We start from the raw sequence: 24,190 nt of genomic DNA, 5'->3' as shown, positions 1-24,190 counted from the left end.
ATCGAGCGCGGCAAGTGGATTGCCTCGCTCCGCTCGCAATGACGAAGGAAAAGTCTTCACGTGACGTCGCGGAGCTTCTTCAGCGTGCCCGAGAAGCTGTAGCAAGGCTCACCGTCCTGGCGCACCACGCCTTGGAGGAAGGCGAGGCTGCGGGTCTGGCGGACGAGTTCGACGTGCGCGTCGAGCGGCTTGCCCGCCTCGCCACGCCCCATGAACTTGGTGGTGAGGTCGAGCGTCACATAATGCGCCCGGCGCATGCCCGCGCAGCGCCCGCCGCCGAACAGCGCCATGTCGATGAAGCTCATCACCATGCCGCCATGCAGCGAACCCCCAAGGTTGAGGTGGCGCTGTTCCGGAAACATGCGGACCACCGCCCGGCCTGGGCCGTCGGGCCGGAAGATCATCTTGCCGGTCTGTGCCGCGAAACTGTCGGCGGGCAGGTCGATCCAGCTGTACCAACCGGGATGGTCGGGATCCTCCCGCGCGCCGGACGGGCGGTTATCGATGTCTTCAGGTGCGTCCATGCGGGCGGCTTCTAGGAAGCTCCCCATCGCGCAGCAATGGGGATGCCCTACCTTAGGCCGCGCGCTCGGCGATCAGCTTCTTGGTTTCCGCGATCGCCTTGGCCGGGTTCAGCCCCTTGGGGCAGACGTTGGCGCAGTTCATGATGGTGTGGCAGCGATAGAGCCGGAACGGGTCCTCGAGCTGGTCGAGCCGCTCGCCGGTCATCTCGTCGCGGCTGTCGGCCAGCCAGCGATAAGCCTGGAGAAGGATCGCGGGCCCAAGGAAACGGTCGCCGTTCCACCAGTAGCTCGGGCACGAGGTCGAGCAGCAGAAGCAGAGGATGCATTCGTACAGGCCGTTGAGCTGTTCGCGATCCTCGGGCGACTGGAACCGCTCCTTGCCGCTCGGCGCCGGGCTGGCGCTCTTCAGCCACGGTTCGATCGAGGCATATTGGGCGTAAAGGTGCGAGAAGTCGGGGACGAGGTCCTTGATCACGTCGCAGTGCGGCAGCGGGGTGATCCTGAGGTCGCCCTTCACATCCTCGATCGCGGTGGTGCAGGCGAGGCCGTTCTTGCCGTCCATATTCATCGAACAGGAGCCGCAGATGCCTTCGCGGCAGGAGCGGCGGAAGGTCAGCGTCGGATCGAGCTCGTTCTTGATCTTGATCAGCGCGTCGAGGACCATCGGCCCGCACTCGTCGAGGTTCACCTCGTAGGTGTCGTAGCGCGGATTCTCGCCCGTGTCGGGATCGTAGCGGTAGACCTTGAACGATTTGACCCGGTTGGCGCCGGCCTCGGCCTTGTAGTGGCGCGGCTTGCCAGTGATCTTGCTGTTGGCGGGAAGCGTGAACTCGGCCATTTCAATCCTCTAACGTTGCCCGCGAGATAGGAGGGGAATGGCGCAAAGGCCAGCCCTTCCGAGGGCGGTATTCAGCCCGCCTGCGCCGCCTTGAGCACCTCGGCGGCATGGCTTGGGACCTTGACCTTGCGCCAGGCCTTGAGAACCGTGCCGTCGGCGCCGATGAGAAAGGTCGCGCGCTCCATCCCCATATATTTGCGGCCGTACATGCTCTTCTCGACCCAGGTGCCGAAGGCTTCGCTGAGCGGGCCCTCGTCGACCGCGAGCGGGACCTTGAGGTCGTATTTGGCGATGAACTTGTCGTGGCTCTTGGCGCTGTCGCGGGAGACGCCGACGACACGGGTGCCGGCGGCGGCGAAATCGTCGGCGAGCGCGGTGAAGTCCTGCGCCTCACGGGTGCAGCCCGAGGTGTCGTCCTTTGGATAGAAATAGAGCACCAGCTTGCCGCCTGGTGCAGCAAGATCGATGCTGTCGCCGCTGGTGGTCGCCAGGTGAAGCGCTGGTGCGCGGCTGCCTTCGTCGATCATGCGGATCCCTCCCGTACCTGTTGCCAGCGGCGGGCATTGCGGGCCCGCGCCTCGTTCATGGCGTCCACAAGCGCATCCCAGCTCGTCTGTCCACACAGGCTTGCGACGAGGGCGCGGCTGGGATCGGACAGGGTGACGGCGCCCGGCGCGACGAGCCGCATGACGAGGAGGAATGCGCTGAGCAGCCGGAGGTCGGCATCGGCGCCGGAATCGATCAGCCCGGCCTCCGCGAGATCGGCGATCGCGACCTCGAGCCGCGGGTCGAGGCCGATGCCGCTGGTCAGCTGGAGCGTGTGGACGGCGAATTCGAGGTCGACCAGGCCGCCTGATCCAAGCTTGACGTCGAGCGGGCCGACCGCCGGCTTGTGGCGCGCCATATCGGTGCGCATGGCCGAAGCGTCGGCGCGGACCTTCTGCGGGTCGCGCGGGGACGACAGGATGGCGCGGATCAGTCGGGCAACCCGGGCCTGGAATGCCGGGGGGCCGGACAGCGGGCGCGCGCGGCACAGGGCGAGGTGCTCCCACGTCCAGGCATCGCTGCGCTGGTAGGCGTCGAAGGCGGCGAGGCTGACCGCAAGCATGCCCTGTTCGCCCTGCGGGCGGAGGCGGGTGTCGACGTCGTAGAGTGGGCCGGCGGCGGTCTGGACCGAAAGACCCGAGACGATGCGACTGGCGAGGCGATTGAAATAGTCGGTCGCCGCGAGCGGGCGGGCGCCATCCGAACGCGCGCCATCGGGAGCGTCGAACAGGAAGATGAGGTCGAGGTCGCTGGCGTGGGTCAGTGCCCGCCCCCCGAAGCGGCCGAGCGCGACGACGGCGAATTCTCCGCCCGGAACGCGGCCGTGGGTGGCGGCGAAATTCTCCTCGACCCGCGCGGCGATGACGCGGACCGTCGCCTCGGCCAGCGCGCTATAGCTTTCGGCCATCGCCACGGGGTCGCGGGTGGCGGTGATGGTCTGGACCCCCAGCGCGAAGCGGCGTTCCCCGACCAGCCGGCGCATGCGGTCGAGGGCCGCGTCGAGCGGTTCGTTGCCGAGCGCTGCCTGGAAGCGATCGGTCAGGACCTCGACGCCCGGAAGCTCGACCAGGCTGCTTTCGTCGATCAGGCCATCGAGCAGGGTCGGGTGGCGGGCAAGCTGGTCGGCGAGCGCGGGAGCCTGGGCAAGGACGAGGGCGAGGATGTCGGCAAGCTGCGGGCGCGCTTCGAGCAGGCGGAAGAAGTTCAGCCCGCTCGACAGGCGGTCGATGACGTCGCTGAGGCGGTTGAGGGCGTGGAATGGGTCGGGCGCGGCGGCGATGCGGGGAAGCAGCGTTGGCAGCATGGCTTCAAAGGCGTCACGCGCGGCGGTGGAGCGAAGCGCGCGCGACTTGCCGGTGCGCCATCCGGCGATGCGGCGTGCCGGCTCCTCGGGGCTTTTCCAGCCCATCGCCGTCAATTCCTGCATCAGCAGGTCGGGGTCGCTGGAGAGACGGCGGTCGCGGGCGCGGACAAGTCCGTCGAAGGACCGCCCGACCGCCTCGACATGGGGACGGAGGCTGTCGAGCAGCGCATCGGCATCGGCATGGCCGCCAAGCCTGGCGACGGCTTCGAGCCCGTCCCCGGTCGGCAGGCGGTGCTCCTGGCGATCATCGATCATCTGCACCCGGTGCTCGGCGGTTCGCAGCGCGCGATAGGCGGCGGCGATGGCGGCGCTTTCGGCAGGGTCGAGGTGACCGGAATCGGCAAGCACGCTCAGCGCGTCGAGGGTCGCGGGACTGCGGAGGGCCGGTTCGCGGCCGCCGTGGACGAGCTGCTGGACCTGCGTGAAGAACTCCGCCTCACGGATTCCGCCGCGGCCGCGCTTCAGGTCATAGCCGGGGCCGAAGGATTGGCCTTGCGCATAATGGTCGCGGATCCGCAGCGAGATGTCGCGGATCTCGTCGATCGCGCCGAAATCGAGCGCGCGCCGCCACACGAAGGGGCGAATTTCCTGGAGAAAGCGGGTGCCGAGTTCAATGTCGCCGGAACAGGCGCGGGCGCGGATGAAGGCGGCGCGTTCCCACGGCAGGGCCTGGCTTTCGTAATAGGAAATGGCCGCGCCGACGGGGAGGACGATCGGGGTGACTTCCGGCGAGGGGCGCAGGCGGAGGTCCACCCGCGCGACATAGCCGTCGGCGGTGCGTTCCTGGAGCAATTCGACCAGGCGGCGGCCGAGCCGTGCCGCGGCGGCCCCCGGCTCGTCACGCGCCCGGCGCGGCAGGGTGTCGGGGTCGAACAGCAGGATGAGGTCGACATCCGAGCTGTAGTTGAGCTCGCGGCTGCCGAGCTTGCCGAGCGCGAGGACGGCAAGGCCGGCGACCGGCTGGCCTGGCGTACGCTCGTCGATCGCCTGGGCCAGCGCGGCATGGATGGCACCGTCGGCAAAGTCGGACAAAGCGGCGGTCACCGCTTCGAGCGGGAGTTCGCCCGACAGGTCGCCCAGCGCCGTGGCGAGGGCGAGCCGCTGCCGGGCAAGGCGGAGGCAGGTCGCCACGGGGGCGGCCGGATCGTCGCTGGCGGTGGACAGGGCGAGCGCTGCTTCGCTTCCTGAAGCCTCGAACATCCCCGCGATATCGGGGTGGCGTTCGATCAGGCCGCGCAGGAACGGGGAAAAGGTCCGGGCCCGTCCCAGCACCTCGCCGCGCGTGGCAGAAATGTTACCGTTCATCGAAGACCCCGGGATAAGGGCCATGTGCCGAGAAACGAAAGGCAAGCTGCTGCGTTGGGAGGGGAAATGGAATCGTCCTCTGTCTTGAAGGCGGCGGCGGTAGAATCGAAAGCCCACATGGATCGACGCATCATCCGGGTCGAGCTACCGCCTGCACATGCCGGTGTCACCGCTGCCCTGCGACGTGCCTTTTCGGCCGTGCCGCAGGGTGGAGAGGACCGCCAGTTCGACGAGCTTCTGGCGCGTCTTGGGTAATACCCTTGCCGGCGAAGGCCGGAAAATATCCTGAATTAGACTGAAAACGAAAAAGACGAGGCAATCCACGGTCAGTGACCTGTGGATTGCCTCGTCCTTTTTGGAACTGGGTGGTTATCGGGCCTAGCCCCGGTGTCCGGCCAGTTCGTCCACTTCGCCCATGATCTGCGCGAGGGCCGACGTGTCGGGATCGGTCTTGTGCTGACGCCGGCTCGGCAGCTTGCCGCCGGACAGGAGCTGTTCGAGCGCAACGCGGCCACGGGCCACGCGGCTCTTGATGGTGCCAACCGCGCAGCCGCAGATTTCGGCCGCTTCCTCATAGGCGAAACCACCCGCTCCGACCAGGATGAGGGCTTCGCGCTGGGGCTGGGGCAAGTGCATCAGCGCGCGCTGCATGTCGCCGAGTTCGACGTGGCGATCCTGGCTGGCAGGGGCGGCGAGCAGCTTGGAGGCGGTGATCTCGTCCCATTCGCCCTTGAAGCGGGCACGCCGCATCTGGCTGAGGAAGAGGTTGCGCAGGATGATGAAGGTCCACGCCCGCATGTTGGTTCCGGCCTGGAAGCGCTTGCGCGCGGCCCATGCCTTGAGGAGCGTTTCCTGCACCAGATCGTCGGCAAGGTCGCGGCTGCCCGAAAGCGAGCGACCGAAGGCGCGAAGATGCGGAATGACCTGGGCGAGCTGCTGCTTGAACTCCGGATCGGACAGCGGGATGGGTTCCGCGCGGGCGGCCTCGGCCGGCTGATTGTCCAGATCGTCGCTCACGTATCCCCGCCCACTTTCATACTTGCCGCTCGCGCTGTCAGCGCTCGTCATGACTGCGCAGTCCAAATCAGGACGCAACGAAATAGATGATCGCGAACGCCAGAATGACAAGACCCAGGCCGCCGAACAGGGCTACCCGCGCGACGCCCGGAGTGGTGCCCGCACGGGCTTCGGTACCGGTCAGATGATCCGGATGATTGCGATCCATGAGGTACTGGCACTCCAAATTATTTGAAGCGCCAACGCAACGATGGGAACCGGGGTTCCCAATCAGGGCCGCTTAACCTGCGGGAACCGTCGCTGCGTCGAAGAACAATGCCTGGGCGATCGCCGCCTTCACCGTCGCCCGCTGGAACGGCTTGGTGATGAGGAAGGTCGGTTCCGGACGGGTGCCGGTAAGCAGGCGTTCCGGGAAGGCGGTGATGAAGATCACAGGGACCGAGAATTCCGCAAGAATGTCGCGAACCGCGTCGATTCCGCTGGAATCGTCGGCAAGCTGGATGTCGGCGAGCACTAGGCCCGGCGGGTGGGCGCGGGCCTGCGCCACCGCCTCGTCGCGGGTGACGGCGACGCCGGTGACGCTGTGGCCAAGGTCGCGAACGATGGTTTCGATGTCCATCGCGATGATCGGCTCGTCCTCGATGATGAGAACATCGGCGAGGGTCTGGCGCTCGATTTCTCCCAAGGCTTCCTGGACGAGGTTGTCGACCTCGTTCGGTTCGGCCCCGATGAGGTAGCCGGCGTCGGCCGCGGAGAAGCCTTCAAGCGCGGTCAGCAGCAGCGCCTGGCGCGACAGCGGGGTGATGCGGCTGAGGCGGGCCTGCGCGATCGCCTCGGGATTGCCGAGGCTGCCGCCGTCATGGCCGCCTTCCTCGATGTTGGCGGTCGACCAGATGGCGTGAAACGTCTTGTACAGGCCGAGCCGCGGCTCGACCTCGCGCGGGAAGCTGTCGGGAGCAGCAACAATGGCTTCCAGCGTCGCACGGACAAAGGCGTCGCCATGGGTCTGACTTCCGGTCAGCGCGCGGGCATACCGCCGCAAAAAGGGCAGATGCGGCGCGAGTTCCTGGCCTAGCGACATGGGTATCTCGTTGCTCCTGTAATCTGATCTGGCCCCCTATTGGGAGCCGATGTATGAAACTGCAACCCTTGCAACCGCTCTGTAACAGGCGCCGCCAAGGGGTGCTTGAATTTCTGTTGAGCAGACGGAACAAACTTCGCGGCTTTTGGTTTCCTGTGCCGGGCAGCCCCCCTGTTGACGGGTCGGCTGCCCGACTTTTAGGGGGCTTGTGGTTCGCCCGTTCACGAGGGACAGGGTCTTGCTGGAAAGTTCGCTACGGCGGGAGGGGATCGAAGGGTTGAGTGCGGACAACAACGATCGTCCCGATGACGAGAAGAGCAAGGGCCGTCGGCCCGCGAAGAATCGCGGGGCTGCCACCGATGACGTCGGCAAGGCCCTGCGCAGTGCCTATGACGAGGCTCTTCGCGAAGACGTCCCAGACGATTTCCTCGACCTGCTGGGCAAGTTGAGCTGACCGAGGCTCGCCTTTCGCCCCGGCACTCCATGATGTCATCCTTCAAGAATTGGTTCCGGCAGCTTCCCACCGCCGGAAAGCTGCTGCTGTTGCTGACTGCGGCGATCCTGCCGCTGGGCCTGGTCCTTGCCGCCACTGCGACAAGCGGGATCGAGCAGGCGAACACCGCCCTTGCAGCCCGCGCCAACGACCAGGGCCGGTTGGCGGTGCGCGCCATCGACAGCCTGATTGCCCGGAACGTCCTGGCGCTTCGAATCGCCTCCAACGGAGCCCTCGATGGCAATGGCGATCCGTGCGAGCGGGTGAGCCGGGCGATGGCCGTGGCGCCAAGCGCGCCGACCTCCTTTCTTCTTTCCGATCCGCTGGGAACGCGCCTGTGCACCCACGGCGAGCCGGACGACGGCGGCCGCCCCACCCTGCTGGTGGCGCCGGGACAGGTGCGGATGTGGCTGGTGCCGGACCGCGGGCGCCTGTTCTACAAAGTCGGCGTGTTCGGCGGCTCGGCGACCGGGTCGATCGACCGTGAGCAGCTAGGCGCGACGCTCAGTGCCGCGCGCGCCGGAACGGCGGGCCTGACGCTGAGTTCGGGCAATGGCGAATTGCAGATCGGCGACCGCAGCGACAAGCCGCAGGTCACCTCCGAAACCGATTTCAGCGTGGTCGAACGGTCGATCGCGGGCGGGCAGATCGCCGTGCGCGTGCCGGTGCCGACCGAGCATATCGCGTCGAGCGATCGCCTGATGATCCTGCTGCCCCTGCTGATGTGGATCGTCGCCGCGGTGCTAAGCTGGCTGGTGGTGCGCACCTTCCTGCTGATGCCGTTGCGGCGGATCAGCCAGACGATCGCCGCACATGAACCCGGGCAGGGCCCGCTGCAGCTTCCGCCGCGCCTCGGCTCGGCGGTCGAGATCCAGGAGCTTGGCGCGTCCTTCTCCCGTGCGGTGGAGCGCATCGAGCGGAGCGAAAAGGACATGGGCGAGGCCTTGGAAGGGCAGCGCAAGCTGGTCCGCGAGGTCCATCACCGGGTCAAGAACAACCTGCAGGTGGTCGCTTCCCTGCTCAACATCCATCGCCGCAGCGCCAAGTCCGACGATGCCAAGAATGCCTATTCGTCGATCGGGAGGCGGGTCGACGCGCTCGCGGTCGTTCATCGCAACCATTATGCCGAGCTGGAAGAAAACCGTGGGATCGCGCTTCGCCCGCTGATCAGCGAGCTTGCCTCCAACCTGCGCGGAAGCGCGCCCGACAATGCGGCGCGGATCGACATCAGCCTCGATCTTGAAAGCCTGAACACGACGCAGGACGTGGCGGTCGCGACGGCTTTCCTGACCACCGAAGTGGTCGAGCATGCGATGCTGAGCCGGCCCGATGCGCCGGTCGTCCTGACGCTGCGCCGGACGGGCGAGCTTACCGCAAGGTTCACGCTTGCTACCGGAGCCCTGGCGCCGGAGATCGCCAACCAGGCCGAGCATCAGCAGTTCGAGCGGATCATCACCGGGCTCGCCAAGCAGCTGCGATCGGTGCTCGAGAAGACCGACGAACATTACAGCGTCGTTCTGCCGGTGTTCCCGCCGCGGACCTATTCCTGAGGCCGCCGCGGGTGGGTTTCGAAGAAAATTCGTCCCCCCAAAATAATTTCACGATGCGACGGAACCCGGGCCCGGGAGCTCCGTTTTATTCTTCGGATAGTGACCTTTTGCCCCCCCGCTCTCGCTATCCGCTTACACGGGCCCGAAGTCGTCAACCCTCCCCCCCCCGGTGACGATTTCGGGCCCGAATTGCGTCCGGGGCCTGGGCATTATCAGACATTGCCGGCAAGTTCGCTGGTCGCCTTCGCGGGCGGTCAGGTGGGAGAGGCTTCGCCCTTATTCTTCGCGGCGCGCCAGTTGGTCAGGCGGATGGCGATGATCGAGCTTTCGTAGAGCAGCCACAGCGGCACCGCGAGCATGAGCTGGCTGACCGCGTCGGGCGGGGTCAGGACCGCCGCAATCGCCACCGCGCCGACGATGGCATAGCGCCGCTTGGCGGCAAGTTGGGCGCCGGTGACGATCCCCGCCCGTTCCAGCAGCATGAGCAGGATCGGCAGCAGGAAGGCGACCCCGAAGCCGAACAGGAAGCGGGTCACGAAGGAAAGGTAATTGCCGACCGCGGGCAAGGCTTCCTGGTTGATGCCGCCGATGTCGCCCTGGAACCCGAGCAGGAAGTGCAGCGCCCACGGCATTGCAAGGAAATAGGCAAAGGAAGCGCCGGCGCCGAAGAACAAGGGGGTCATCAGGAGGAAGGGCAGGACCGCCCTCTTTTCCTTGGCGTAAAGTCCCGGCGCGACGAAGCGCCAGATCTGGGTCGCGATCACCGGGAAACAAATCATGAGCGCGGCAAACAGCGCCACCTTCACCTGCACCCAGAAGGCTTCGAACACGTCGGTATAGATGACGCGCGACTGGCCGGCGTCCTTGAGCGGCTGGACCAGCACCGAAAAGATCGGCCGCGCAAAGGCGTAGGAGATGAAGAAGGCCACCACGAGGACGGCGATGCAGATGAGCAGGCGCTTCCTCAGTTCGACAAGATGGTCGAACAAGGGCGCCTTGGTATCGTCGAGGTCCCTCACGGCAGGTCGCGCTTATGGTGTTCGGGCTCGGGAAGCGGAAGCGGCGGCTCTTCTTCGGTGGCGGCGGCTTCGGGGAGCAATAGGGGTTCAGCCTCCCCTGCCCCGCTCGCGACCGGCGGGGCACCCGTGCCGGCGGGATCGCCAGCATAAGGGACCGCGATCGGATGCTCGCGCATGATGCGCTCATTCTCCTCGCGCCAGCGCTTCTCCATTTCCTCGAGCTCCGCCTCGCGCATCATGTTCTCGATGCCCGCGGTGAAGTGGCGCGAGTAAGCGCGGGCGCGGCCGACCCAGCGGCCGACCGTCCGCATCGCCGTCGGCAGCTCTTTGGGTCCGATGAACACCAGGGCCGCGAGCGCGACGATCAGCAATTCCGTCGAATCGACGCCGAACATGCGGCGGGAGGATCAGCGCGCGGTAGGGTCGGACGGCGGCGGCGGCGGCGCGACGGGGTCCGCGGCGCGGGGGTTCGGCGTGACGTCGATCGGCCGGTCGTGCGAGCCGAGGCGGCGCTGCTCCTCGGCCTTGCGGCGCTGTTCGTCCTCGTCGTCGGCCATGCCCTGCTTGAAGCTCTTCAATCCCTTGGCGACGTCGCCCATCATCGAGGAAAAGCGGTTGCCGCCGAACAGGAGCAGGATGAACAGCCCAACGATGAGCCAGTGAATGAGGCTGAAACCGCCCATGAGAACCAAAACTCCTTTGCCTTGGCGGGCTATCTAGTCCTCTTCGCCGCCGCTTTCCAGTTGCAGCAGGGGGCTGCCCGGATCGGGCGGGTCGAGCAGGCCGGCGGCGCGCAGATCGTCGATGCCGGGAAGATCGCGGCGACTGGCCAGGCCGAAGTGCGTGAGGAAGTCGGCGGTCGTGGCATAGAGCAAGGGGCGACCGGGCCCGTCGCGGCGGCCAGCGGGGCGGATCCAGCCCGCTTCCATCAGGACGTCGAGCGTGCCCTTGCTGGTCTGGACCCCGCGGATCGCCTCGATCTCGGCGCGGCTGACGGGCTCGTGATAGGCGATAATGGCGAGCATCTCGGTCGCGGCGCGGCCAAGCCGGCGCGGCTCCTCGCGGGTGCGGCGGAGGAGATGGGCAAGGTCGGGCGCCGTTTCGAAATGCCAGCGACCGCCGCGCTCGACGAGGTGGATGCCGCGGTCGGCATAAAGGTGCTGGAGCCGATCGAGAGCGGCGGGAACGTCCCCCTCCCCGGCATGGGCTTCGATGTCCTGCGGCCGAAGCGGCTCGGCGGCGGCGAACAGCACCGCCTCGACGGCACGGACGTAGGGATTGTCGTTCACGGCAGCACGCGGCGAAGCTGGAGGGGCGCGAACACGTCGGCCTGGCGCAATTCGACCCGGCCCTGGCGGGCAAGTTCAAGGGCGGCGACGAACGAGGAAGCAAGCGCCGAGCGGGCGCGGTCGGGATCGGGCGTGGCCTCGAGGAAATATTCGAGTTCGGTCCAGTCGAGGGCGGCCCCGATCAGCGCGGAAAGACGCTCGATGGCTTCTTCCAGCGTCACCACGGCGCGCCGGGCGACCACGTGCATGACGGGGGCCGAGCGGGCGCGCACCTGCCCGTAGGCGGCGGCCAGTTCGAACAGCGAGATTTCCCAGCGCGACTTGCGGACCTGACGCAGCCCCTCGGGCGTGCCGCGAGGGAAGACGTCGCGGCCAAGGCGATCGCGCGCCATCAGCCGTGCCCCCGCTTCGCGCATCGCATCGAGCCGTTGCAGGCGGAGCTGGAGCTGGGCGGCGAGTTCCTCGGGGCTCGGGTCCTGCGTCGGGTCCTTGGGCAGGAGGAGGCAGGATTTGAGATAGGCCAGCCATGCCGCCATCACGAGATAGTCGGCGGCAATCTCGAGCCGGAGCGCGCGGGCGTTGCGGAGATAGGAAAGATATTGCTCGACCAGCTTGAGGATCGAAATCTGCTTGAGGTCGACCTTCTGCGCGCGGGCAAGATTGAGCAAGAGGTCGAGCGGCCCCTCCCACGCGCCGAGGTTGAGCTGGAGATTGTCGTCAGGCGGGTCGGCGAACAGCGTCACCGGCGGTCAGACCAAGGCCAGCAGCTCGTCACGGACCGCCACCGCCTCGCCGAAGTCGGGACCTTCCGAGGGGCCCAGCAGCGCCCCGGCCATGGCGCGAGCGAGCCGCCCCTCCGCTTCGGTCGTCATGTCGCCGACGTGGGCCGCCACATCGACCATCTCGTCGAAGCGCCCGCTGCAATGAAGCGTCAGGTCGCAGCCTGCGGCAAGCGCGGCGGCGGAGCGCTGGCCGGCCGAGCCTTGCAGCGCTTCCATGCCGATATCGTCGGTCATCAGCAGGCCGGCAAAGCCGATCCGCTTGCGGATGATCTCTTCGACGATGAAGCGCGACTGGCTGGAGGGGTGGTTCGGATCCCAGGCTTCGAACAGGATGTGAGCGACCATCCCCATCGGTGCTTCGCGCAAGGTCTCGAACGGTTCGAGGTCGCTTTCGAGCTCCGCGGCGGAGGCGGTCACCAGCGGCAGTTCCTTGTGGCTGTCGACGGTGGCGCGGCCGTGGCCGGGCATATGCTTGACCACCCCGACGACACCCGCCGAAGCCAGGCCGTCGAGCACCGCGCGGCCGATCGCGGCGACCTGCATCGGTTCGGTGCCATAGGCCCGGTCGCCGACGATGCGGTCGGCATCGGGCTGGCGCACGTCGAGCATCGGCGCGCAGTTCACGTTGATCCCGTGCGCCGCCAGCATCAGGCCGATCGCACGGCTGTTCATCCGCGCCGCCTCGATCGCCGAGGAGGGCGCCTGGTGGTAAAGCTTTTCAAAGGCGCCGCCGGCCGGAAGCGCGGGCCAGACGGGCGGCCGCATCCGCATCACCCTGCCGCCTTCCTGGTCGATCAGGATCGGCAGGTCCTCGCGGCCGTGGAGGTCTCGAAGCGATGCGGTGAGCGCCTTCAGCTGCTCGGGATCGCCGCAGTTGCGGGCGAACAGGATGTAGCCGGCCGGTTCAGCGTCGAGGAAAAAGGCGCGCTCTTCGGCGGTGAGCGTCAGCCCCGAAAGGCCATAGATGGCTGCCTGCATCGATCAGCGCACCACGAAGCAGGCGTCGCCTGCGGCCTTGAGGAGCTGGCACGCGGCCTTGGCCTCGTCCGGACTTGCGAAGCTGGCGCGGAGCCGCTGGCCCGACTGGTAGGGCACGATGATCTTGCCGGCGCCGGCAACGGACGGGAAGCGGCCCGACAGCGACTTCCACGCCGCATCGGCTTCACGGACCGATCCGTAAAAGCCGAGCTGGACCTGGTTGGGCGCGGCGGGCGCGGCCGGTTCGGGCTTGGCTGCGGCGGCGGCAGATTCTTCGGCAGCGGGCGCGGGTTCGGCCTTGGCCTTTGGCTTGGCGATTGCTTCCTCGGGCACGGCGTTGAGATCGAGCTGGCCGTCGACCTGCTCTCCAGCGCCGGTCGCGAAGGCGGTTTCGCTATCGCCGGCGACGTCGATGCCGCCCGGGTTCTCGGGCTTGATCTTGACCGGATTGGGGTCGGCCCTGATCAGTTCGGGCGGACCGCTGCCTTCATCACTGCTGTTACGCCGGCCGAGACAGTAGAGCGTTCCGGCGACCAGCGCCGCCGCAAGCAGCACCACCAGGACGGCGGCAAGCATCTTGCGGGCCGACAGCGCCGGCGGCTCGTCCTCGTCCTCAACGGGTTCGAGCCACGGCAACGGCTCGTTCGACATCCCACCCCGGCTCGCCATTTCAATATACCACCACGCAAGAATGCCCCGCTCGTTCGAGCTGTTGGCATATGACAACCGACTGGGCTTGCGAAGAGGTGCCGAGCTGGAGGCGGTACATTCGTGTCCGGGGGCCCCCGCCGAGGGCGCCAACATCGACGCTGTTCACCATCTTGGGCTTGGTCGAGAGATAGGGATAGCGGCGGGTGATGCGGCGCCAATTGTCTTCCGCCTGCGCCCGCGTCGGGAAGGCGCCGAGCTGGATGACCCGCCCGGCATAAGGCCGCGGATTGGCGATCGCGACGGGGTTGGGCCCCGTGTCGGGGACTGCGGCGGCGGGTTCGTCGGCAGGGAAGACCGAGCGGCCGGTCGGCGCCTGTTCGCCGGGGACCACGTCCGACTGGCGGACCGCACGACGCGGGGGGCTTCGCATTACAGGGCGAGACACTGAAGGCGCAGTCGCCGACGTGACGGGCGCCGGCTCAGCGACATTGGCCAGGGGTTCCTGCGTGACCGGTTCGGCCGGATCGGAGCGCGTTACCGGAATGGGAATGGATTCTTCGGCCGGAAGTTCGGGCGGTGCGGCTTCTCGCGCTGTCCCGAGCCACCACGCCCCCGCGGCGACCGCGCCGACAAGGAAGAGCAGCAGCAGGTACCAGGGCCACATCGCGCCCGCCCGACGCTTCGGCGCGGCGGCCGCAGGGGCCTGCGGCTCGTCGTGTAGCCAGGGCAGACGCTCGACCGGTGCCGCCATTCCTTACCGCATCTCCTCGGCCGCTTCGACGCCCATCAAGGCCAGTCCGTTCCCGATCACCTGGGCAATTGCGCCGGCCAGCGCGAGGCGTGCGGCGCTCAGTGCCGGTTCGCCCTCGATCAGGAAGCGGCGCGAGGGATCATCGTTGCCGCGGTTCCACAAGGCGTGAAAGGCGGCCGCCAGATCATAGAGGTAGAAGGCGATGCGGTGCGGTTCGTGCGCCAGCGCCGCGGCCTCGACCACCCGCGGATAATGGCTGGCGTGGCGGACGATGGCGAGTTCCTCGGCATCGAGCAGCGCAAGATCGGCCGCGCCGGCTTCAAGGCCCGCTTCGGCGGCCTTGCGCCTCAGGCTCGAGACGCGGGCGTGGGCATATTGGACGTAGAAGACCGGATTGTCCTTCGACGCCTCGACCACCTTGGCGAAATCGAAGTCGAGCATCGTGTCCGGCCGCTTGGTCAGCATGATGAAGCGGACCACGTCCTTGCCGACTTCGCGCACGACATCGGCGAGGGTGACGAAATTGCCGGCCCGCTTGCTCATCTTCACTGGCTCGCCGGCGCGGAGCAACTGCACCATCTGGACCAGCTTGACGTCGAGCACCTCGCGCCCGGCCAGCGCGGCGACGGCGGCCTGGGTGCGCTTGACGGTGCCGCTATGGTCGGCGCCCCAGATGTTGATCAGTTCGTCCGACCGCTCGAGCTTCTGGAGGTGGTAGGCGGTGTCGACGCCGAAATAGGTCCAGCTGCCGTCCGACTTCTTCATCGGGCGGTCCTGGTCGTCGCCGAACTGGGTCGAGCGGAACAGGGTCAGTTCGACCGGCTCCCAATCCTCGGGCGCCTTGCCCTTCGGGGCTTCGAGCACGCCTTCGTAGACGAGGCCCTTGGCGCGCAGCGCTTCGAGCGCGCGGTCGGCGGCGCCCGAAGCGACCACTTCGGCTTCGGACGAGAAGAGGTCGTGGTGGACGCCAAGCAGGGCAAGGTCGTGGCGGATGAGGTCGAGCATCGCGGCGACCGTCTTCTCGCGGTAGAGCACCAGCCATTCGGCCTCGGGCGCGGAGACCATGCGGTCGCCATATTCGGCGGCGAGCAGCGCCCCGACCGGCTTCAGATACTCGCCCGGATAGAGGCCTTCGGGAATGTCGCCGATGTCCTCGCCCAGCGCCTCGCGGTAGCGCAGGTGCGCGGACCGGGCGAGCGTGTCGACCTGGGATCCCGCATCGTTGACGTAATATTCCTTGGTGACCGCGAAGCCGGCCGCGGCGAGCAGGCGCGCCAGCGCATCGCCGACGACGGCACCGCGGCAATGGCCCATGTGCATCGGGCCGGTCGGGTTGGCCGAGACATATTCGACATTCACGCGGCGGCCATGGCCGATGTCGCTCAGGCCATAGTTCGCGCCTTCGGCCGCAATCCGGCGAAGCTCCTCGCGCCAGGTGTCGTCGGACAGGCGCAGGTTGATGAAGCCGGGTCCCGCAATCTGCACCTCGGCGACGCCGGGCAATTCCTTGAGCCTGGGAGTGAGCAACGCGGCGAGCGCGCGCGGATTGGTGCCGGCGGCCTTGGCCAGCACCATCGCGGCATTGGTCGACAGGTCGCCGTGCGAGGCATCGCGCGGAGGCTCCACGGTGATGTTGCCGCGCGGCAGCTCGGGCGGCAGGGCGCCGCTCGCGGACAGCTCGTCGAGGAGGCGGTTCACATGGGCGGTAAAGGTGGCAAACAGGCTCAAGGCTTTGGCGATCTTTGTCGGTTTGTGTCAGGAAGGGACATGGCCTTAACCCAGTCAGCCGGCAACAGTCACCCCCCGTTCAGCCGTCCTCCCGGAGGGAAGCGCCGCATGCGACGCGTGAACCCGCTCAGCACCAGGCTGATGCTTTTCCTCGCCCTGGTCTTCGCCGCGGTCCAGCCTGCGGCAGCCCAGTCGATCCTGCGCGACAGCGAGACCGAAAAGCTGTTCGCCGACATGAGCAAGCCGCTGATCGAGGCGGCCAAGCTCGATCCCAAGAATGTGAAGATCGTCCTGATCAACGATCCGGAGATCAACGCCTTCGTGGCCGGCGGGCAGGTGGTCTACATCCACACCGGCCTGCTGACGGCATCGGACAATGCCAACCAGGTGCAGGGCGTCATCGCCCACGAGCTTGGCCACGTCGCGGGCGGCCACGTCATCCGCGGGAGCGAGGGCGCCAAGCAGGCGACCGGGATCAGCATCCTCAGCCTCGTGCTCGGCGGCCTGGCGATGGCGGCGGGCGCGGGCGAAGCGGGCATGGGCGCGATGGCGCTTGGCCAGCAGGTGGCCATGGGCCAGTTCCTCGCCTTCACCCGCGCGCAGGAGACCAGCGCCGATCTGGCCGGCGCGTCCTACCTGTCGGCCGCGGGCATCTCCGGCCGGGGCTCGATCGACTTCTTCAAGAAGCTCCAGAACCAGGAATATCGCCTCGCCGTCTATGACACCGACAGCTATGCGCGGACCCACCCGCTGTCGTCGGAGCGCATTTCGACCCTGTCGGGCATTTACCAGAAGGACCCGGCCTGGACCCACCGCACCGACCCGGCGCTTGAAGCGAGGTTCCAGCGCGTGCGGGCCAAGCTGATCGGCTTCATCAGCGACAAGGAAGCAGTGATCCGCACCTATCCGCCGAGCGACCAGAGCGTCCCGGCACATTATGCCCGTGCCTATGCCTATCACCGGATGGGCGACCGCGATGCGGCGCTGAAGGAAGCCGACGCGCTTCTGGCGACCGCGCCGCAGGACCCCTTCTACCTCGAGCTCAAGGGGCAGATCCTGCTCGAGAGCGGGAAGCCCGTCGATGCGCTCGACCCGCTGCGGCTGGCAGTCGCCAAGGCCCCCGACCAGCCGATGATCCAGGCAATGCTGGGCCATGCTTTGCTGGCAACCGAGAAGGATACCAACCTGCCCGAGGCCGAGCGGGTGCTGCGCGCGTCGATCGGGCGCGACAATGAACAGCCCTTCGCCTGGTACCAGCTGGGCGTCATCTACGACCGCAAGGGCGACCAGCCGCGTGCAGCGCTGGCGACCGCCGAGCGCTACAGCCTGGAGGGCGAGCCCAAGATGGCGCTGGCCAGTGCCGAGCGGGCGCTCCGAGGCATTCCGCAGGGCACCCCCGATTTCCTTCGCGCCCAGGATATCGCGATGGTAAGCCGGACCGAGGTCGAAAAGGACCGCAAGGGCAAGGGGCGCCGCGAGCAGTGAGTGAGGCGAAGGGCGGGAGCAATTGGGGCGCGCTGCTGACAGGCGCCGCGGGGGGTGCAATCGCGACCCTCGCGCTGGCGGTCGCGGCAGTTCAGGGCGGCTGGGCCGACCGGTTGGTGCGCAAGGCGATGATCGACAATCCGACCATCCTCGTCGACACCGCCGATGCCCTTCGCGCAACCCAGCACGCACCCGTGCTTGCTGCCAATCGCGCCGCCATCGAAACGCCGTTCGGATCGTCGTGGGAGGGCGCGAAGGACGCGGACGTCACGCTGGTCGAATTCTACGATTACGCCTGCGGCTACTGCAAGGCGTCGCTGCCGGTGATCGACCGGCTGGTGAAGGAAGATCCCAGGCTGCGCGTCGTCTATCGGGAGTTTCCGATCCTCGGGCCCGACAGCGAGGCGGCCTCGCGCATGGCGCTGGCGGCGAGCGGCGCGGGACGGTTCATGGCCTTCCACGACGCGCTCTACGCCGCCGGCCGGCCGAGCCAGGCGACCTTGGCAAAGGCAGCGGCGAGCGCAGGCCTTCCGGCGGCCATCCCCTCCTCGCCCGAAATCGACGCCGAACTGCGCAAGAACTTCCAGCTTGCGCAGCAGCTTGGCGCGACGGGCACGCCCCTCTTCATCGTCGGCGACAAGGTGCTGAACGGCGCGGTCGGTTATGACGCGCTGAAGACGGCGATCGACGAAGCGCGGGCGGCGAAGCGGGGTTAACGGGTTCGATGAACATCGACGACCTGTTGCAGCGGACTTTCGGGACCAGCGACCTTGGCGCGATCACGCCGGCGGCGCTCGAGGCGGGAAGCGAACGGCTGCAGGTCGACCTTGGCCTGGCGACCGACCGCGACCAGCGCTTCGCCTTGTGGTCGCTGCTCTACGTCCTTGGCCGCGCGCCCGATCTGGACGTGGCCTTCCCCGACCCTTCCGACCGTGACGCCGCGCGCAACTTCATGGACCTGATCGCCGCTTCCGGCGGGGAGTGAGCGCGCGAGATGTTTAACTATTGTTAAGTTACGCATAGGCTGATAGCCTTTCAACCGCTCGGGTCACACGCCGGTTACGGCGTATGTTGACGAGGCGGCCGTGCGCAAAACATCCCTGCTTGCCTGTGCCGGCCTGCTGCTTGCAGGCTGCACGTCGAACAACCTTCAGTTCAGGCCCACGATGGGCGGCGACCAGGCCGCGCTCGGCTATGAAGCTCTGGCCTATCTCAACCAGATGCAGATGGCTTACCAGGACATTGGCAAGAACTGCTCGGTCGGCGTGCTGCCCAGCCTCCAAAACGTCGAGATGGAGTCCTTCCGAAGGCTAAAAAGGGATAACGAGACCGATCGTCAGGCGATTGCGCGCATCGGTTGCGTCAGACTGCGGACCGACGGCCAGGCGGCCGATTTCACCCGCCATCTCGAAGCCGGACTTAATCTGGCCGACCTTTACTGCGACGATTATTTCCGGCGGATCGCCATGCACAAACAGATGCGGCAATTCGGGCGATCGACCACGAACGATGTCGGAACTGCTGCAAGCGTTGGCCTGGGGCTTGCCAAGGCCGGGTCGGTGCTGACCGGCGGCGCGGGTGCATTGTTCGGCCTCGCCGATGGGCTGTTTCGCAATTACGACAATGCATTCGTGGTCGAGCCCGATCTTGGAAAGTTGCTCAACCTGGTCAGAACCGCGCAGAACCTGATGAAAGCATCGTTGCGCAAGACGCCGCCATCCTCGTTCCTGCAGGCGAACGAGGGGATTACCGCCTACGCCCAGATCTGCTCCTACGCAGGAATGGACAATCTGCTGAACGCCGCAATTACCGAAGGGTCCAAGCCCGAAACGATCGCGGAGACCGTCAAGCGCTTCCAGACCACCGCCGCCGACCTGAACAAGCCAGCGTCCGTCCGCGAAGCCGAGAAGATCGAGGCCACGAACGAAGGCCTCAAGCGACAGAAAGCCGCGCTCGACGAGCAGAAGAAGCTCGAGGATGAGCTGAAAAAGGCAAAAGCCCCGGCCGACCCTGCGGCATCGGACGGGCAAGCCAAAAGCCAATAGCGGCAATCTGCATCGCCCCCGGGGCCTTCGCGCGGGCGGCTGCGACCGCGTGGCCGCGCATCTTCATGGACCTGAATGTCGCTTCCGGCGGGAATGAGAGCAGCGGGGAAGGACGCATACGCGAGGCTGCGTTCGTTCACTTGTGTTTATCGGGAAATTAACACACCTTCGGCAAGCGCGTCGGTTGCGGGGCGCACCACGGGGGAATGTGTCATGGGCAACCAAGGTCGTCGCGCGCTTACGCTTGCTTTTTTTCTGGCTGCTTCCTCTCCGGCGCTGGCCGTGAGCGGGCCCTTGCGAGTGGATTCGGCCGGGGCCGCGAAAGGCACCCAGTCGGTCACGGTTGGTGCGTTCAACGTCGGCTTCATCTTCGAGTCGGTCGATAGCGGCAAGGCGACCGGGGGGATGATCGGTGCGTTCGGCGGCACCACCCGCGCCAAGAGCATGCTGGTCGGGGTCACGCCGGCCATGATGCAAGCGATCACCGATGCGGCCTATGCCGACTTCCAGGCCCAGCTGAAGGCACGCGGCTTTACGGTCGCCGACCATGCCCAGCTGTTCGCAGCGCCGGACTTCGGGCGGGTGAAGGCGATGGCGGCGCCTTATGAAGCCAACGTGCGCCTCGACAAGAAGAGCAACGGCAAGGCGACCTATTACAAGCCGACGGCTCTCTCCAAGCAGTTCATGCTCCCGGGCGATATCGAATCGAGCGGGATGAGCGGCATGGGCCTGACCATGGCGGCGGGGACCAACCAGTATGTGGTCAGCCAGTTCGCCAAGTCGTCCGGGCAGGCCGTCATCGATGTGGTCTACCTGATCGACTTCTCGGAGCTGAAGCGGCCCGGCGCCTTCAGCATGGGCGGGCTGCAGATCTCGTCCGGAATGGCGGTCGTCGATGATTATTCGAAGCTCAAGCTGGTGTCGCCGCGTGGCGGGGTGACCGCGATCACGGTCGACCAGCCGATTTCTGTCGAGGGTGACTTCGCCAGCAAGCAGGACGTCACCAAGGATGCCGGGCTGCAGAAGGCCGCCAACGTCGCCGGTGGGGTCGCCGCGGCCTTCGGGTTCGGGGGCATGCGATTTGGCAAGAGCAAGACCTTCAACTTCACGGCCAAGCCTGAATATGAAGCCGGAGCGCTCAAGGCCGCTACCCTGGCGAATGCGCGCCTGCTCGATCAGCTGGCGGCGCTGCGATAAGGGGAAGGCCGGGGCGGCAGCGCTGGGCGGGGCACCCGCCCATCGTATATCTCAGCGCTGATTACCCTGTTTTCACGCATTGCGATTATTGCGTCGCCGATCCGAAAAGCGGCCGCTGCCCAAGGTGTTGCGATACCGCGAGGCAACTATTAAAGCGCTCAGTCGCTGATCGTGAGCGATCGCGCACCGGAGTAGCGTACCCTGCATAACGAAGAGCGAGAGCATGAGGCCGGCGGCGGCGGTCACGGCGGCGTCAGCGGAACGCCGGCTCAGGATTCACTCGAGGACGGCAGCTTCTCGCTGACCGGCCACCACCAGCGCCGGCACTGGCGGGAAAGCACGATTTCCGACGACGATCTCGAGGATCGTGGCGGGGTCTTCTTCGCCGCGGTCGAGATGACGCGGATGCCGATGATCCTGACCGATCCCCGGCAACCCGACAATCCGATCGTCTTCGCCAACAAGGCGTTCCTCGACCTGACCGGCTATGAGGAAAAGGAAGTGCTCGGCCGCAATTGCCGCTTCCTGCAGGGGCCGCGGACCGACCAGGAGCAGGTCCGCGAGCTGCGCGAGGCGATCACCAGCGGCAATGCGATCAGCATCGAGATTCTCAATTACAAGCGGAACGGGACGCCGTTCTGGAATGCGGTGTTCATCGGCCCGGTGCACGATACCGCCGGCAACCTCCTTTATTTCTTCGCCTCGCAGCTCGACGTCACCCGCCGCCGCGAATCCGAGGATGCCCGCCGCCACAGCCAGAAGATGGAAGCGATCGGGCAGCTGACGGCCGGTCTCGCGCACGATTTCAACAACCTCCTGCAGGTGGTCGCGGGCAATCACGAACTGCTCGAAATGGACTTGGTCGAGCCCAAGGCGCGGCGCCGGCTGGAGATCGCGCAGCAGGCGACCGAGCGCGCGGCGCGCCTGACCCGGCAGCTGCTGGCCTTTGCCCGCAAGACCAGGCTCAACCCTTCGCGGCTCGACCTGTCCAAGACGGTGTCGAGCTTTGCCGACCTCCTCGAGACGACGCTGGGGTCGACGATCGACCTCCGCCTCGACCTGCTGCGGCGGATGCCGGCGGCGATGGTCGATGAAAGCCAGCTCGAGACGGCGCTGCTCAACATCCTTGCCAACAGCCGCGATGCGCTTGGCCGCGGCGGAACGGTGACGATCTCGACGGCGGTCCGCCACCTCAATGGCGATGCGCCGGCGCTGGGGCTGGTGCCAGGCGATTATTGCGTGCTCGAGATCAGGGACACGGGGTCTGGAATGAGCGAGGCCGTCAGGGCCCGCGCGATCGAACCTTTCTACACCACCAAGACGGTGGGCAAGGGCACCGGCCTTGGCCTCGCCATGGTCGACGGCTTCGTCCAGCAGTCACGTGGAAGGATGGAGATCGAGAGCGCGGTCGGCGAAGGCACCACCATCCGCCTGCTCTTCCCGGTTGCCGGGCCCGAGAATACCGGCGTCGTCGAAGAACGCCATCCGGCCGTGCCCACCAGCCCGGCCGGCAAGGGAACGGGCACCATCCTGCTGGTCGAGGACAATGACGAGGTCAGGCAGCTGGCCCACGATCACTTGGTCGCGGCAGGCTACACCGTGCATGTCGCGAGCAGCGGGGATGACGCGCTCGATCGGCTGAACGAGCTGCAGTGGAAGATCGATCTGCTGTTCACCGACCTCATCATGCCCGGCCAGACCAATGGCCTGGCGCTGGCGGATCGGGTCAGGAGCCAGGCGCCGCAAGTCCGGATCCTACTTGCCACCGGCTATACCGAGGATCTCGTCGGAGAGGCCAAGGCGAACGGCGCGGACGTGCTCGGCAAGCCCTACCGGAAGAGCGAGCTGCTCAGCCGGGTCGCCGCGGCGATCGCCCGGAGCAACGACGACACGCGGCGGGTCCCGTCCGAATTCGGCGCCGCCGAGGCCTGAGCGCCTTGGCGAATTGCACTGGGCAGCGCTACCCGCGCCAGCTTTGATCTGGTATGACTGCACCTTCTGGTAGGAGGAAACAGTCGATGCGCCTGTCGCTTGCCCTTGCCGCTTTCACCCTGTCGCTCGGCGCTGCCAGCGCTGCTTCGGCCATGCCTTCGCTGACGAGCGACCGGGCCTATGCGCGGTGTCTTGTGTCCAACATGCAGCGGATCGGCGCGCAGACCGACGAACCGCACGAGAGCGTGCTGACCAAGGCCAAGGCCAATTGCATCCTCTACGAGCGCAACCTCGACGGGGAAGCGATCTCGACCCGCAACTGGAGCGATTTCAACGGGCCGTGGATCGGGACGCCGAAGGGCGAACTGGTCGAGCGGGCCGAGCGGGCGGCGGTGATGGCGCTGGTCAAGGCGCGCCTCAAGGCCGCGGAGCGCCGCTAGAGCACAGGCTGCGGGCGGGGCACGCGCTTGCCCTTGCGGCGGCTGGTGAGATGATGCGCGCGGCAGCGGTTGCAGCGATAGGACCTGAGGTCGAGATCGCTTCGGGCGGCGGCAAGGCGAGCCTCGTCTTCCGAAGCGTAGGAACGCTTGCGGCGGCAGATGCTGAGGCGGGTGCGCTTCACCGCTGGGCAGCGCAGCGGGAAAGCCATTGTTCGCGCGACTGGCCCCAGGCGCGCACGTTGAAATGGTCGAGCGGCGGCGGGAGCTGCACGGGGCCGCGGTCGGTCGAGCCCAATCGCTCCGCCAGCGCGATCGAGGGCGCGTTGTCAGGATCGATCACGTGGATCACCCCGCTCCAGCCCAGCGTCGCAAAGGCCCAGTCGATGGCGGCGGTGGCGCCTTCCGCGGCATAGCCCTGTCCCCACGCCGATCTGACGAGACCCCAGCCGACCTCGGTCCCCGGCCAGCCCTCGGGCTGCCACGGGCCGAGCCGGCCGATCCAGCGCCCGGTCGCCTTTTCGATGACCGAGAACATGCTGAAGCCCTTGAGGGTCCACGCCCCGGCCATCGCCGCCATCGAACGCCACGCGGCCTCCCGGCCCATGACGCCGCCGATGAAGCGGGCACTGTCGGAATCGGCCATCAACGCCGCCCAGCCATCGAGGTCCTGCTGCTCGATCCCGCGCAGGATCAGGCGGTCGGTCTCGATGGTCGGGGCGGACATGCGGGCTCCTTCACGCGTGGCGCTTCAAAGTGCCCGGAGCCCAAGCGGTGGGTCAAGCCGGGGCTCAGCGCCCGCGATGCGGGGTCGCATCGGCGGTGCGGACCTCCCTCGTCCTGGCCTCGGCGCGCTGTTCGGCAGCGAAGCGCGCGCGGACTTCGGCGCGGCAGCTGCGGGCAAGCCGCTGGCCTTCGAGATCGGTGTTGGAGACGGCGCACAGTTCCGCGACGCGGTCGTTGATCGACGGCGCAGGAGCGGCGTTCGCAGTACCGGCCGCAAGGAAAGCGGCGGCGAGGGTCAGGATCATCTTGTTCATGTCATCCACCTGTTTGACGAAGGGGCTGGATGACGCCGGCGTCTGGAGCTTCATGTAGGCGCTGCCCGTCCGCTGCGTGAGCATTGTTGTCGCAGAGCGGCTCGTCAAATTTGCATAACCGACCCCCGAGGAATTGGGG

29 protein-coding genes are annotated in these 24,190 nt (G+C 66.9%); 10 read left to right on the top strand and 19 right to left on the bottom strand.

From position 1 onward, the window contains the following. Positions 1 to 56: 56 nt before the first annotated feature. The 4 genes from ABD729_RS05335 to ABD729_RS05320 form a co-directional block, all read right to left on the bottom strand. Positions 57 to 524, bottom strand: coding sequence for a PaaI family thioesterase (locus tag ABD729_RS05335; RefSeq protein ID WP_344709126.1), 468 nt, complete (start codon positions 522 to 524; stop codon positions 57 to 59). Between the two features lie 52 nt (positions 525 to 576). Further along, positions 577 to 1,362, bottom strand: coding sequence for a succinate dehydrogenase iron-sulfur subunit (locus ABD729_RS05330; RefSeq protein ID WP_344709125.1), 786 nt, complete (start codon positions 1,360 to 1,362; stop codon positions 577 to 579). 71 nt (positions 1,363 to 1,433) lie between these two features. Next, the gene (locus tag ABD729_RS05325; protein ID WP_344709124.1) at positions 1,434 to 1,889 is read right to left on the bottom strand and encodes a peroxiredoxin; all 456 of its coding nucleotides are present in this window, start codon (positions 1,887 to 1,889) and stop codon (positions 1,434 to 1,436) included. Further along, entirely contained in the window at positions 1,886 to 4,600 is a 2,715-nt protein-coding gene (locus ABD729_RS05320; protein WP_344709123.1) for a bifunctional [glutamine synthetase] adenylyltransferase/[glutamine synthetase]-adenylyl-L-tyrosine phosphorylase, read from the bottom strand. The genes ABD729_RS05325 and ABD729_RS05320 overlap by 4 nt, the downstream gene beginning before the upstream one ends. A gap of 93 nt (positions 4,601 to 4,693) precedes the next feature. Between ABD729_RS05320 and ABD729_RS05315 the strand changes: the two genes are divergently transcribed. Beyond that, entirely contained in the window at positions 4,694 to 4,831 is a 138-nt protein-coding gene (locus ABD729_RS05315; protein ID WP_344709122.1) for a hypothetical protein, read from the top strand. 123 nt (positions 4,832 to 4,954) lie between these two features. Here ABD729_RS05315 and ABD729_RS05310 read toward each other — a convergent pair whose 3' ends face one another. The 3 genes from ABD729_RS05310 to ABD729_RS05300 all read right to left on the bottom strand — a co-directional run bounded on the left by ABD729_RS05310 (position 4,955) and on the right by ABD729_RS05300 (position 6,674). Next, positions 4,955 to 5,593, bottom strand: a complete 639-nt coding sequence (locus tag ABD729_RS05310) for a sigma-70 family RNA polymerase sigma factor (RefSeq protein ID WP_344709121.1) — start codon at positions 5,591 to 5,593, stop codon at positions 4,955 to 4,957. Between the two features lie 67 nt (positions 5,594 to 5,660). Beyond that, the gene (locus tag ABD729_RS05305) at positions 5,661 to 5,801 is read right to left on the bottom strand and encodes a hypothetical protein (protein ID WP_344709120.1); all 141 of its coding nucleotides are present in this window, start codon (positions 5,799 to 5,801) and stop codon (positions 5,661 to 5,663) included. Between the two features lie 72 nt (positions 5,802 to 5,873). Beyond that, positions 5,874 to 6,674 (bottom strand): response regulator, encoded by an 801-nt coding sequence (locus ABD729_RS05300; protein ID WP_344709119.1) that lies wholly within the window; start codon positions 6,672 to 6,674, stop codon positions 5,874 to 5,876. A 277-nt stretch (positions 6,675 to 6,951) separates the two neighbouring features. Here ABD729_RS05300 and ABD729_RS05295 point away from each other — a divergent pair, with 277 nt between their 5' ends. Together ABD729_RS05295 and ABD729_RS05290 are read left to right on the top strand one after the other, a co-directional pair. Continuing rightward, entirely contained in the window at positions 6,952 to 7,128 is a 177-nt protein-coding gene (locus ABD729_RS05295; protein WP_344709118.1) for a NepR family anti-sigma factor, read from the top strand. A 29-nt stretch (positions 7,129 to 7,157) separates the two neighbouring features. Then, the gene (locus ABD729_RS05290; protein WP_344709117.1) at positions 7,158 to 8,717 is read left to right on the top strand and encodes a sensor histidine kinase; all 1,560 of its coding nucleotides are present in this window, start codon (positions 7,158 to 7,160) and stop codon (positions 8,715 to 8,717) included. Between the two features lie 254 nt (positions 8,718 to 8,971). Here the strand turns inward: ABD729_RS05290 and tatC are convergent, their stop codons facing one another. The 9 genes from tatC to argS are packed head-to-tail and all read right to left on the bottom strand — an operon-like array spanning position 8,972 to position 15,915. Next, positions 8,972 to 9,736 carry a twin-arginine translocase subunit TatC gene (tatC, locus tag ABD729_RS05285; RefSeq protein WP_344709116.1) on the bottom strand — a complete coding sequence of 255 codons (765 nt, stop codon included), beginning with the start codon at positions 9,734 to 9,736 and terminating at the stop codon, positions 8,972 to 8,974. Next, positions 9,733 to 10,131, bottom strand: a complete 399-nt coding sequence (locus ABD729_RS05280; protein ID WP_344709114.1) for a Sec-independent protein translocase subunit TatA/TatB — start codon at positions 10,129 to 10,131, stop codon at positions 9,733 to 9,735. Before ABD729_RS05280 ends, tatC begins: the two co-directional genes overlap by 4 nt. A gap of 12 nt (positions 10,132 to 10,143) precedes the next feature. After that, on the bottom strand, positions 10,144 to 10,419 hold the full coding sequence (locus ABD729_RS05275) for a twin-arginine translocase TatA/TatE family subunit (RefSeq protein ID WP_344709113.1): 276 nt from the start codon (positions 10,417 to 10,419) through the stop codon (positions 10,144 to 10,146). A gap of 33 nt (positions 10,420 to 10,452) precedes the next feature. Further along, positions 10,453 to 11,025 (bottom strand): SMC-Scp complex subunit ScpB, encoded by a 573-nt coding sequence (gene scpB, locus ABD729_RS05270; RefSeq protein ID WP_344709112.1) that lies wholly within the window; start codon positions 11,023 to 11,025, stop codon positions 10,453 to 10,455. Beyond that, complete coding sequence (locus ABD729_RS05265; protein ID WP_344709111.1) at positions 11,022 to 11,768, bottom strand: segregation and condensation protein A; 747 nt, start codon at positions 11,766 to 11,768, stop codon at positions 11,022 to 11,024. Before ABD729_RS05265 ends, scpB begins: the two co-directional genes overlap by 4 nt. Before the next feature lie 6 nt (positions 11,769 to 11,774). Then, positions 11,775 to 12,785, bottom strand: coding sequence for a beta-N-acetylhexosaminidase (nagZ, locus tag ABD729_RS05260; RefSeq protein WP_344709110.1), 1,011 nt, complete (start codon positions 12,783 to 12,785; stop codon positions 11,775 to 11,777). A gap of 3 nt (positions 12,786 to 12,788) precedes the next feature. After that, positions 12,789 to 13,436, bottom strand: coding sequence for an SPOR domain-containing protein (locus ABD729_RS05255; protein WP_344709108.1), 648 nt, complete (start codon positions 13,434 to 13,436; stop codon positions 12,789 to 12,791). Between the two features lie 19 nt (positions 13,437 to 13,455). Beyond that, the gene (locus tag ABD729_RS05250) at positions 13,456 to 14,187 is read right to left on the bottom strand and encodes an SPOR domain-containing protein (protein WP_344709107.1); all 732 of its coding nucleotides are present in this window, start codon (positions 14,185 to 14,187) and stop codon (positions 13,456 to 13,458) included. A gap of 3 nt (positions 14,188 to 14,190) precedes the next feature. Then, the gene (gene argS / locus ABD729_RS05245) at positions 14,191 to 15,915 is read right to left on the bottom strand and encodes an arginine--tRNA ligase (protein WP_344709106.1); all 1,725 of its coding nucleotides are present in this window, start codon (positions 15,913 to 15,915) and stop codon (positions 14,191 to 14,193) included. Positions 15,916 to 16,023: 108 nt separating this feature from the next. On the opposite strand from argS, the gene ABD729_RS05240 reads away from it, so the two are divergent. From ABD729_RS05240 to ABD729_RS05210, 7 genes are all read left to right on the top strand, one after another. Beyond that, complete coding sequence (locus ABD729_RS05240; RefSeq protein WP_344709105.1) at positions 16,024 to 17,400, top strand: M48 family metalloprotease; 1,377 nt, start codon at positions 16,024 to 16,026, stop codon at positions 17,398 to 17,400. Further along, complete coding sequence (locus ABD729_RS05235) at positions 17,397 to 18,116, top strand: DsbA family protein (RefSeq protein WP_344709103.1); 720 nt, start codon at positions 17,397 to 17,399, stop codon at positions 18,114 to 18,116. Before ABD729_RS05240 ends, ABD729_RS05235 begins: the two co-directional genes overlap by 4 nt. An 8-nt stretch (positions 18,117 to 18,124) precedes the next feature. After that, positions 18,125 to 18,385, top strand: coding sequence for a hypothetical protein (locus tag ABD729_RS05230; RefSeq protein WP_344709102.1), 261 nt, complete (start codon positions 18,125 to 18,127; stop codon positions 18,383 to 18,385). Between the two features lie 181 nt (positions 18,386 to 18,566). Further along, positions 18,567 to 19,445 (top strand): hypothetical protein, encoded by an 879-nt coding sequence (locus ABD729_RS05225; RefSeq protein WP_344709101.1) that lies wholly within the window; start codon positions 18,567 to 18,569, stop codon positions 19,443 to 19,445. Between the two features lie 282 nt (positions 19,446 to 19,727). Next, positions 19,728 to 20,642, top strand: a complete 915-nt coding sequence (locus tag ABD729_RS05220) for a hypothetical protein (protein ID WP_344709100.1) — start codon at positions 19,728 to 19,730, stop codon at positions 20,640 to 20,642. A 396-nt stretch (positions 20,643 to 21,038) separates the two neighbouring features. Then, entirely contained in the window at positions 21,039 to 22,574 is a 1,536-nt protein-coding gene (locus tag ABD729_RS05215; protein WP_344709099.1) for a PAS domain-containing protein, read from the top strand. Positions 22,575 to 22,660: 86 nt separating this feature from the next. Further along, positions 22,661 to 23,014, top strand: a complete 354-nt coding sequence (locus ABD729_RS05210; RefSeq protein ID WP_344709098.1) for a hypothetical protein — start codon at positions 22,661 to 22,663, stop codon at positions 23,012 to 23,014. Here ABD729_RS05210 and ABD729_RS05205 read toward each other — a convergent pair. The 3 genes from ABD729_RS05205 to ABD729_RS05195 form a co-directional block, all read right to left on the bottom strand. Then, entirely contained in the window at positions 23,011 to 23,223 is a 213-nt protein-coding gene (locus tag ABD729_RS05205) for a hypothetical protein (RefSeq protein ID WP_344709097.1), read from the bottom strand. The two genes, ABD729_RS05210 and ABD729_RS05205, sit on opposite strands and share 4 nt — an antisense overlap. Further along, on the bottom strand, positions 23,193 to 23,738 hold the full coding sequence (locus ABD729_RS05200; RefSeq protein ID WP_344709096.1) for a GNAT family N-acetyltransferase: 546 nt from the start codon (positions 23,736 to 23,738) through the stop codon (positions 23,193 to 23,195). Before ABD729_RS05200 ends, ABD729_RS05205 begins: the two co-directional genes overlap by 31 nt. Before the next feature lie 64 nt (positions 23,739 to 23,802). Beyond that, a complete protein-coding gene (locus ABD729_RS05195; RefSeq protein WP_344709095.1) occupies positions 23,803 to 24,051 on the bottom strand; it encodes a hypothetical protein in 249 nt (82 codons plus the stop codon). Positions 24,052 to 24,190: the final 139 nt, after the last annotated feature.

It is taken from the genome of Sphingomonas humi (assembly GCF_039536725.1).
Lineage (GTDB): Bacteria > Pseudomonadota > Alphaproteobacteria > Sphingomonadales > Sphingomonadaceae > Sphingomicrobium > Sphingomicrobium humi.
This window is presented reverse-complemented; position numbering and strand designations above follow the sequence as displayed.

What these genes read in the sequence shown, in the direction of transcription:
- ABD729_RS05305 (WP_344709120.1), bottom strand. Translation starts at nt 5,801, where the DNA reads ATGGATCGCAATCATCCGGATCATCTGACCGGTACCGAAGCCCGTGCG.
- ABD729_RS05225 (WP_344709101.1), top strand. Translation starts at nt 18,567, where the DNA reads ATGGGCGGCGACCAGGCCGCGCTCGGCTATGAAGCTCTGGCCTATCTC.
- ABD729_RS05320 (WP_344709123.1), bottom strand. Translation starts at nt 4,600, where the DNA reads ATGGCCCTTATCCCGGGGTCTTCGATGAACGGTAACATTTCTGCCACG.
- ABD729_RS05195 (WP_344709095.1), bottom strand. Translation starts at nt 24,051, where the DNA reads ATGAACAAGATGATCCTGACCCTCGCCGCCGCTTTCCTTGCGGCCGGT.
- nagZ (WP_344709110.1), bottom strand. Translation starts at nt 12,785, where the DNA reads ATGCAGGCAGCCATCTATGGCCTTTCGGGGCTGACGCTCACCGCCGAA.
- ABD729_RS05215 (WP_344709099.1), top strand. Translation starts at nt 21,039, where the DNA reads ATGACGCGGATGCCGATGATCCTGACCGATCCCCGGCAACCCGACAAT.
- ABD729_RS05240 (WP_344709105.1), top strand. Translation starts at nt 16,024, where the DNA reads ATGCGACGCGTGAACCCGCTCAGCACCAGGCTGATGCTTTTCCTCGCC.
- ABD729_RS05330 (WP_344709125.1), bottom strand. Translation starts at nt 1,362, where the DNA reads ATGGCCGAGTTCACGCTTCCCGCCAACAGCAAGATCACTGGCAAGCCG.
- ABD729_RS05300 (WP_344709119.1), bottom strand. Translation starts at nt 6,674, where the DNA reads ATGTCGCTAGGCCAGGAACTCGCGCCGCATCTGCCCTTTTTGCGGCGG.
- ABD729_RS05200 (WP_344709096.1), bottom strand. Translation starts at nt 23,738, where the DNA reads ATGTCCGCCCCGACCATCGAGACCGACCGCCTGATCCTGCGCGGGATC.
- ABD729_RS05280 (WP_344709114.1), bottom strand. Translation starts at nt 10,131, where the DNA reads ATGTTCGGCGTCGATTCGACGGAATTGCTGATCGTCGCGCTCGCGGCC.
- ABD729_RS05325 (WP_344709124.1), bottom strand. Translation starts at nt 1,889, where the DNA reads ATGATCGACGAAGGCAGCCGCGCACCAGCGCTTCACCTGGCGACCACC.
- ABD729_RS05210 (WP_344709098.1), top strand. Translation starts at nt 22,661, where the DNA reads ATGCGCCTGTCGCTTGCCCTTGCCGCTTTCACCCTGTCGCTCGGCGCT.
- ABD729_RS05315 (WP_344709122.1), top strand. Translation starts at nt 4,694, where the DNA reads ATGGATCGACGCATCATCCGGGTCGAGCTACCGCCTGCACATGCCGGT.
- ABD729_RS05290 (WP_344709117.1), top strand. Translation starts at nt 7,158, where the DNA reads ATGATGTCATCCTTCAAGAATTGGTTCCGGCAGCTTCCCACCGCCGGA.
- ABD729_RS05255 (WP_344709108.1), bottom strand. Translation starts at nt 13,436, where the DNA reads ATGTCGAACGAGCCGTTGCCGTGGCTCGAACCCGTTGAGGACGAGGAC.
- ABD729_RS05230 (WP_344709102.1), top strand. Translation starts at nt 18,125, where the DNA reads ATGAACATCGACGACCTGTTGCAGCGGACTTTCGGGACCAGCGACCTT.
- ABD729_RS05335 (WP_344709126.1), bottom strand. Translation starts at nt 524, where the DNA reads ATGGACGCACCTGAAGACATCGATAACCGCCCGTCCGGCGCGCGGGAG.
- ABD729_RS05275 (WP_344709113.1), bottom strand. Translation starts at nt 10,419, where the DNA reads ATGGGCGGTTTCAGCCTCATTCACTGGCTCATCGTTGGGCTGTTCATC.
- ABD729_RS05205 (WP_344709097.1), bottom strand. Translation starts at nt 23,223, where the DNA reads ATGGCTTTCCCGCTGCGCTGCCCAGCGGTGAAGCGCACCCGCCTCAGC.
- ABD729_RS05250 (WP_344709107.1), bottom strand. Translation starts at nt 14,187, where the DNA reads ATGGCGGCACCGGTCGAGCGTCTGCCCTGGCTACACGACGAGCCGCAG.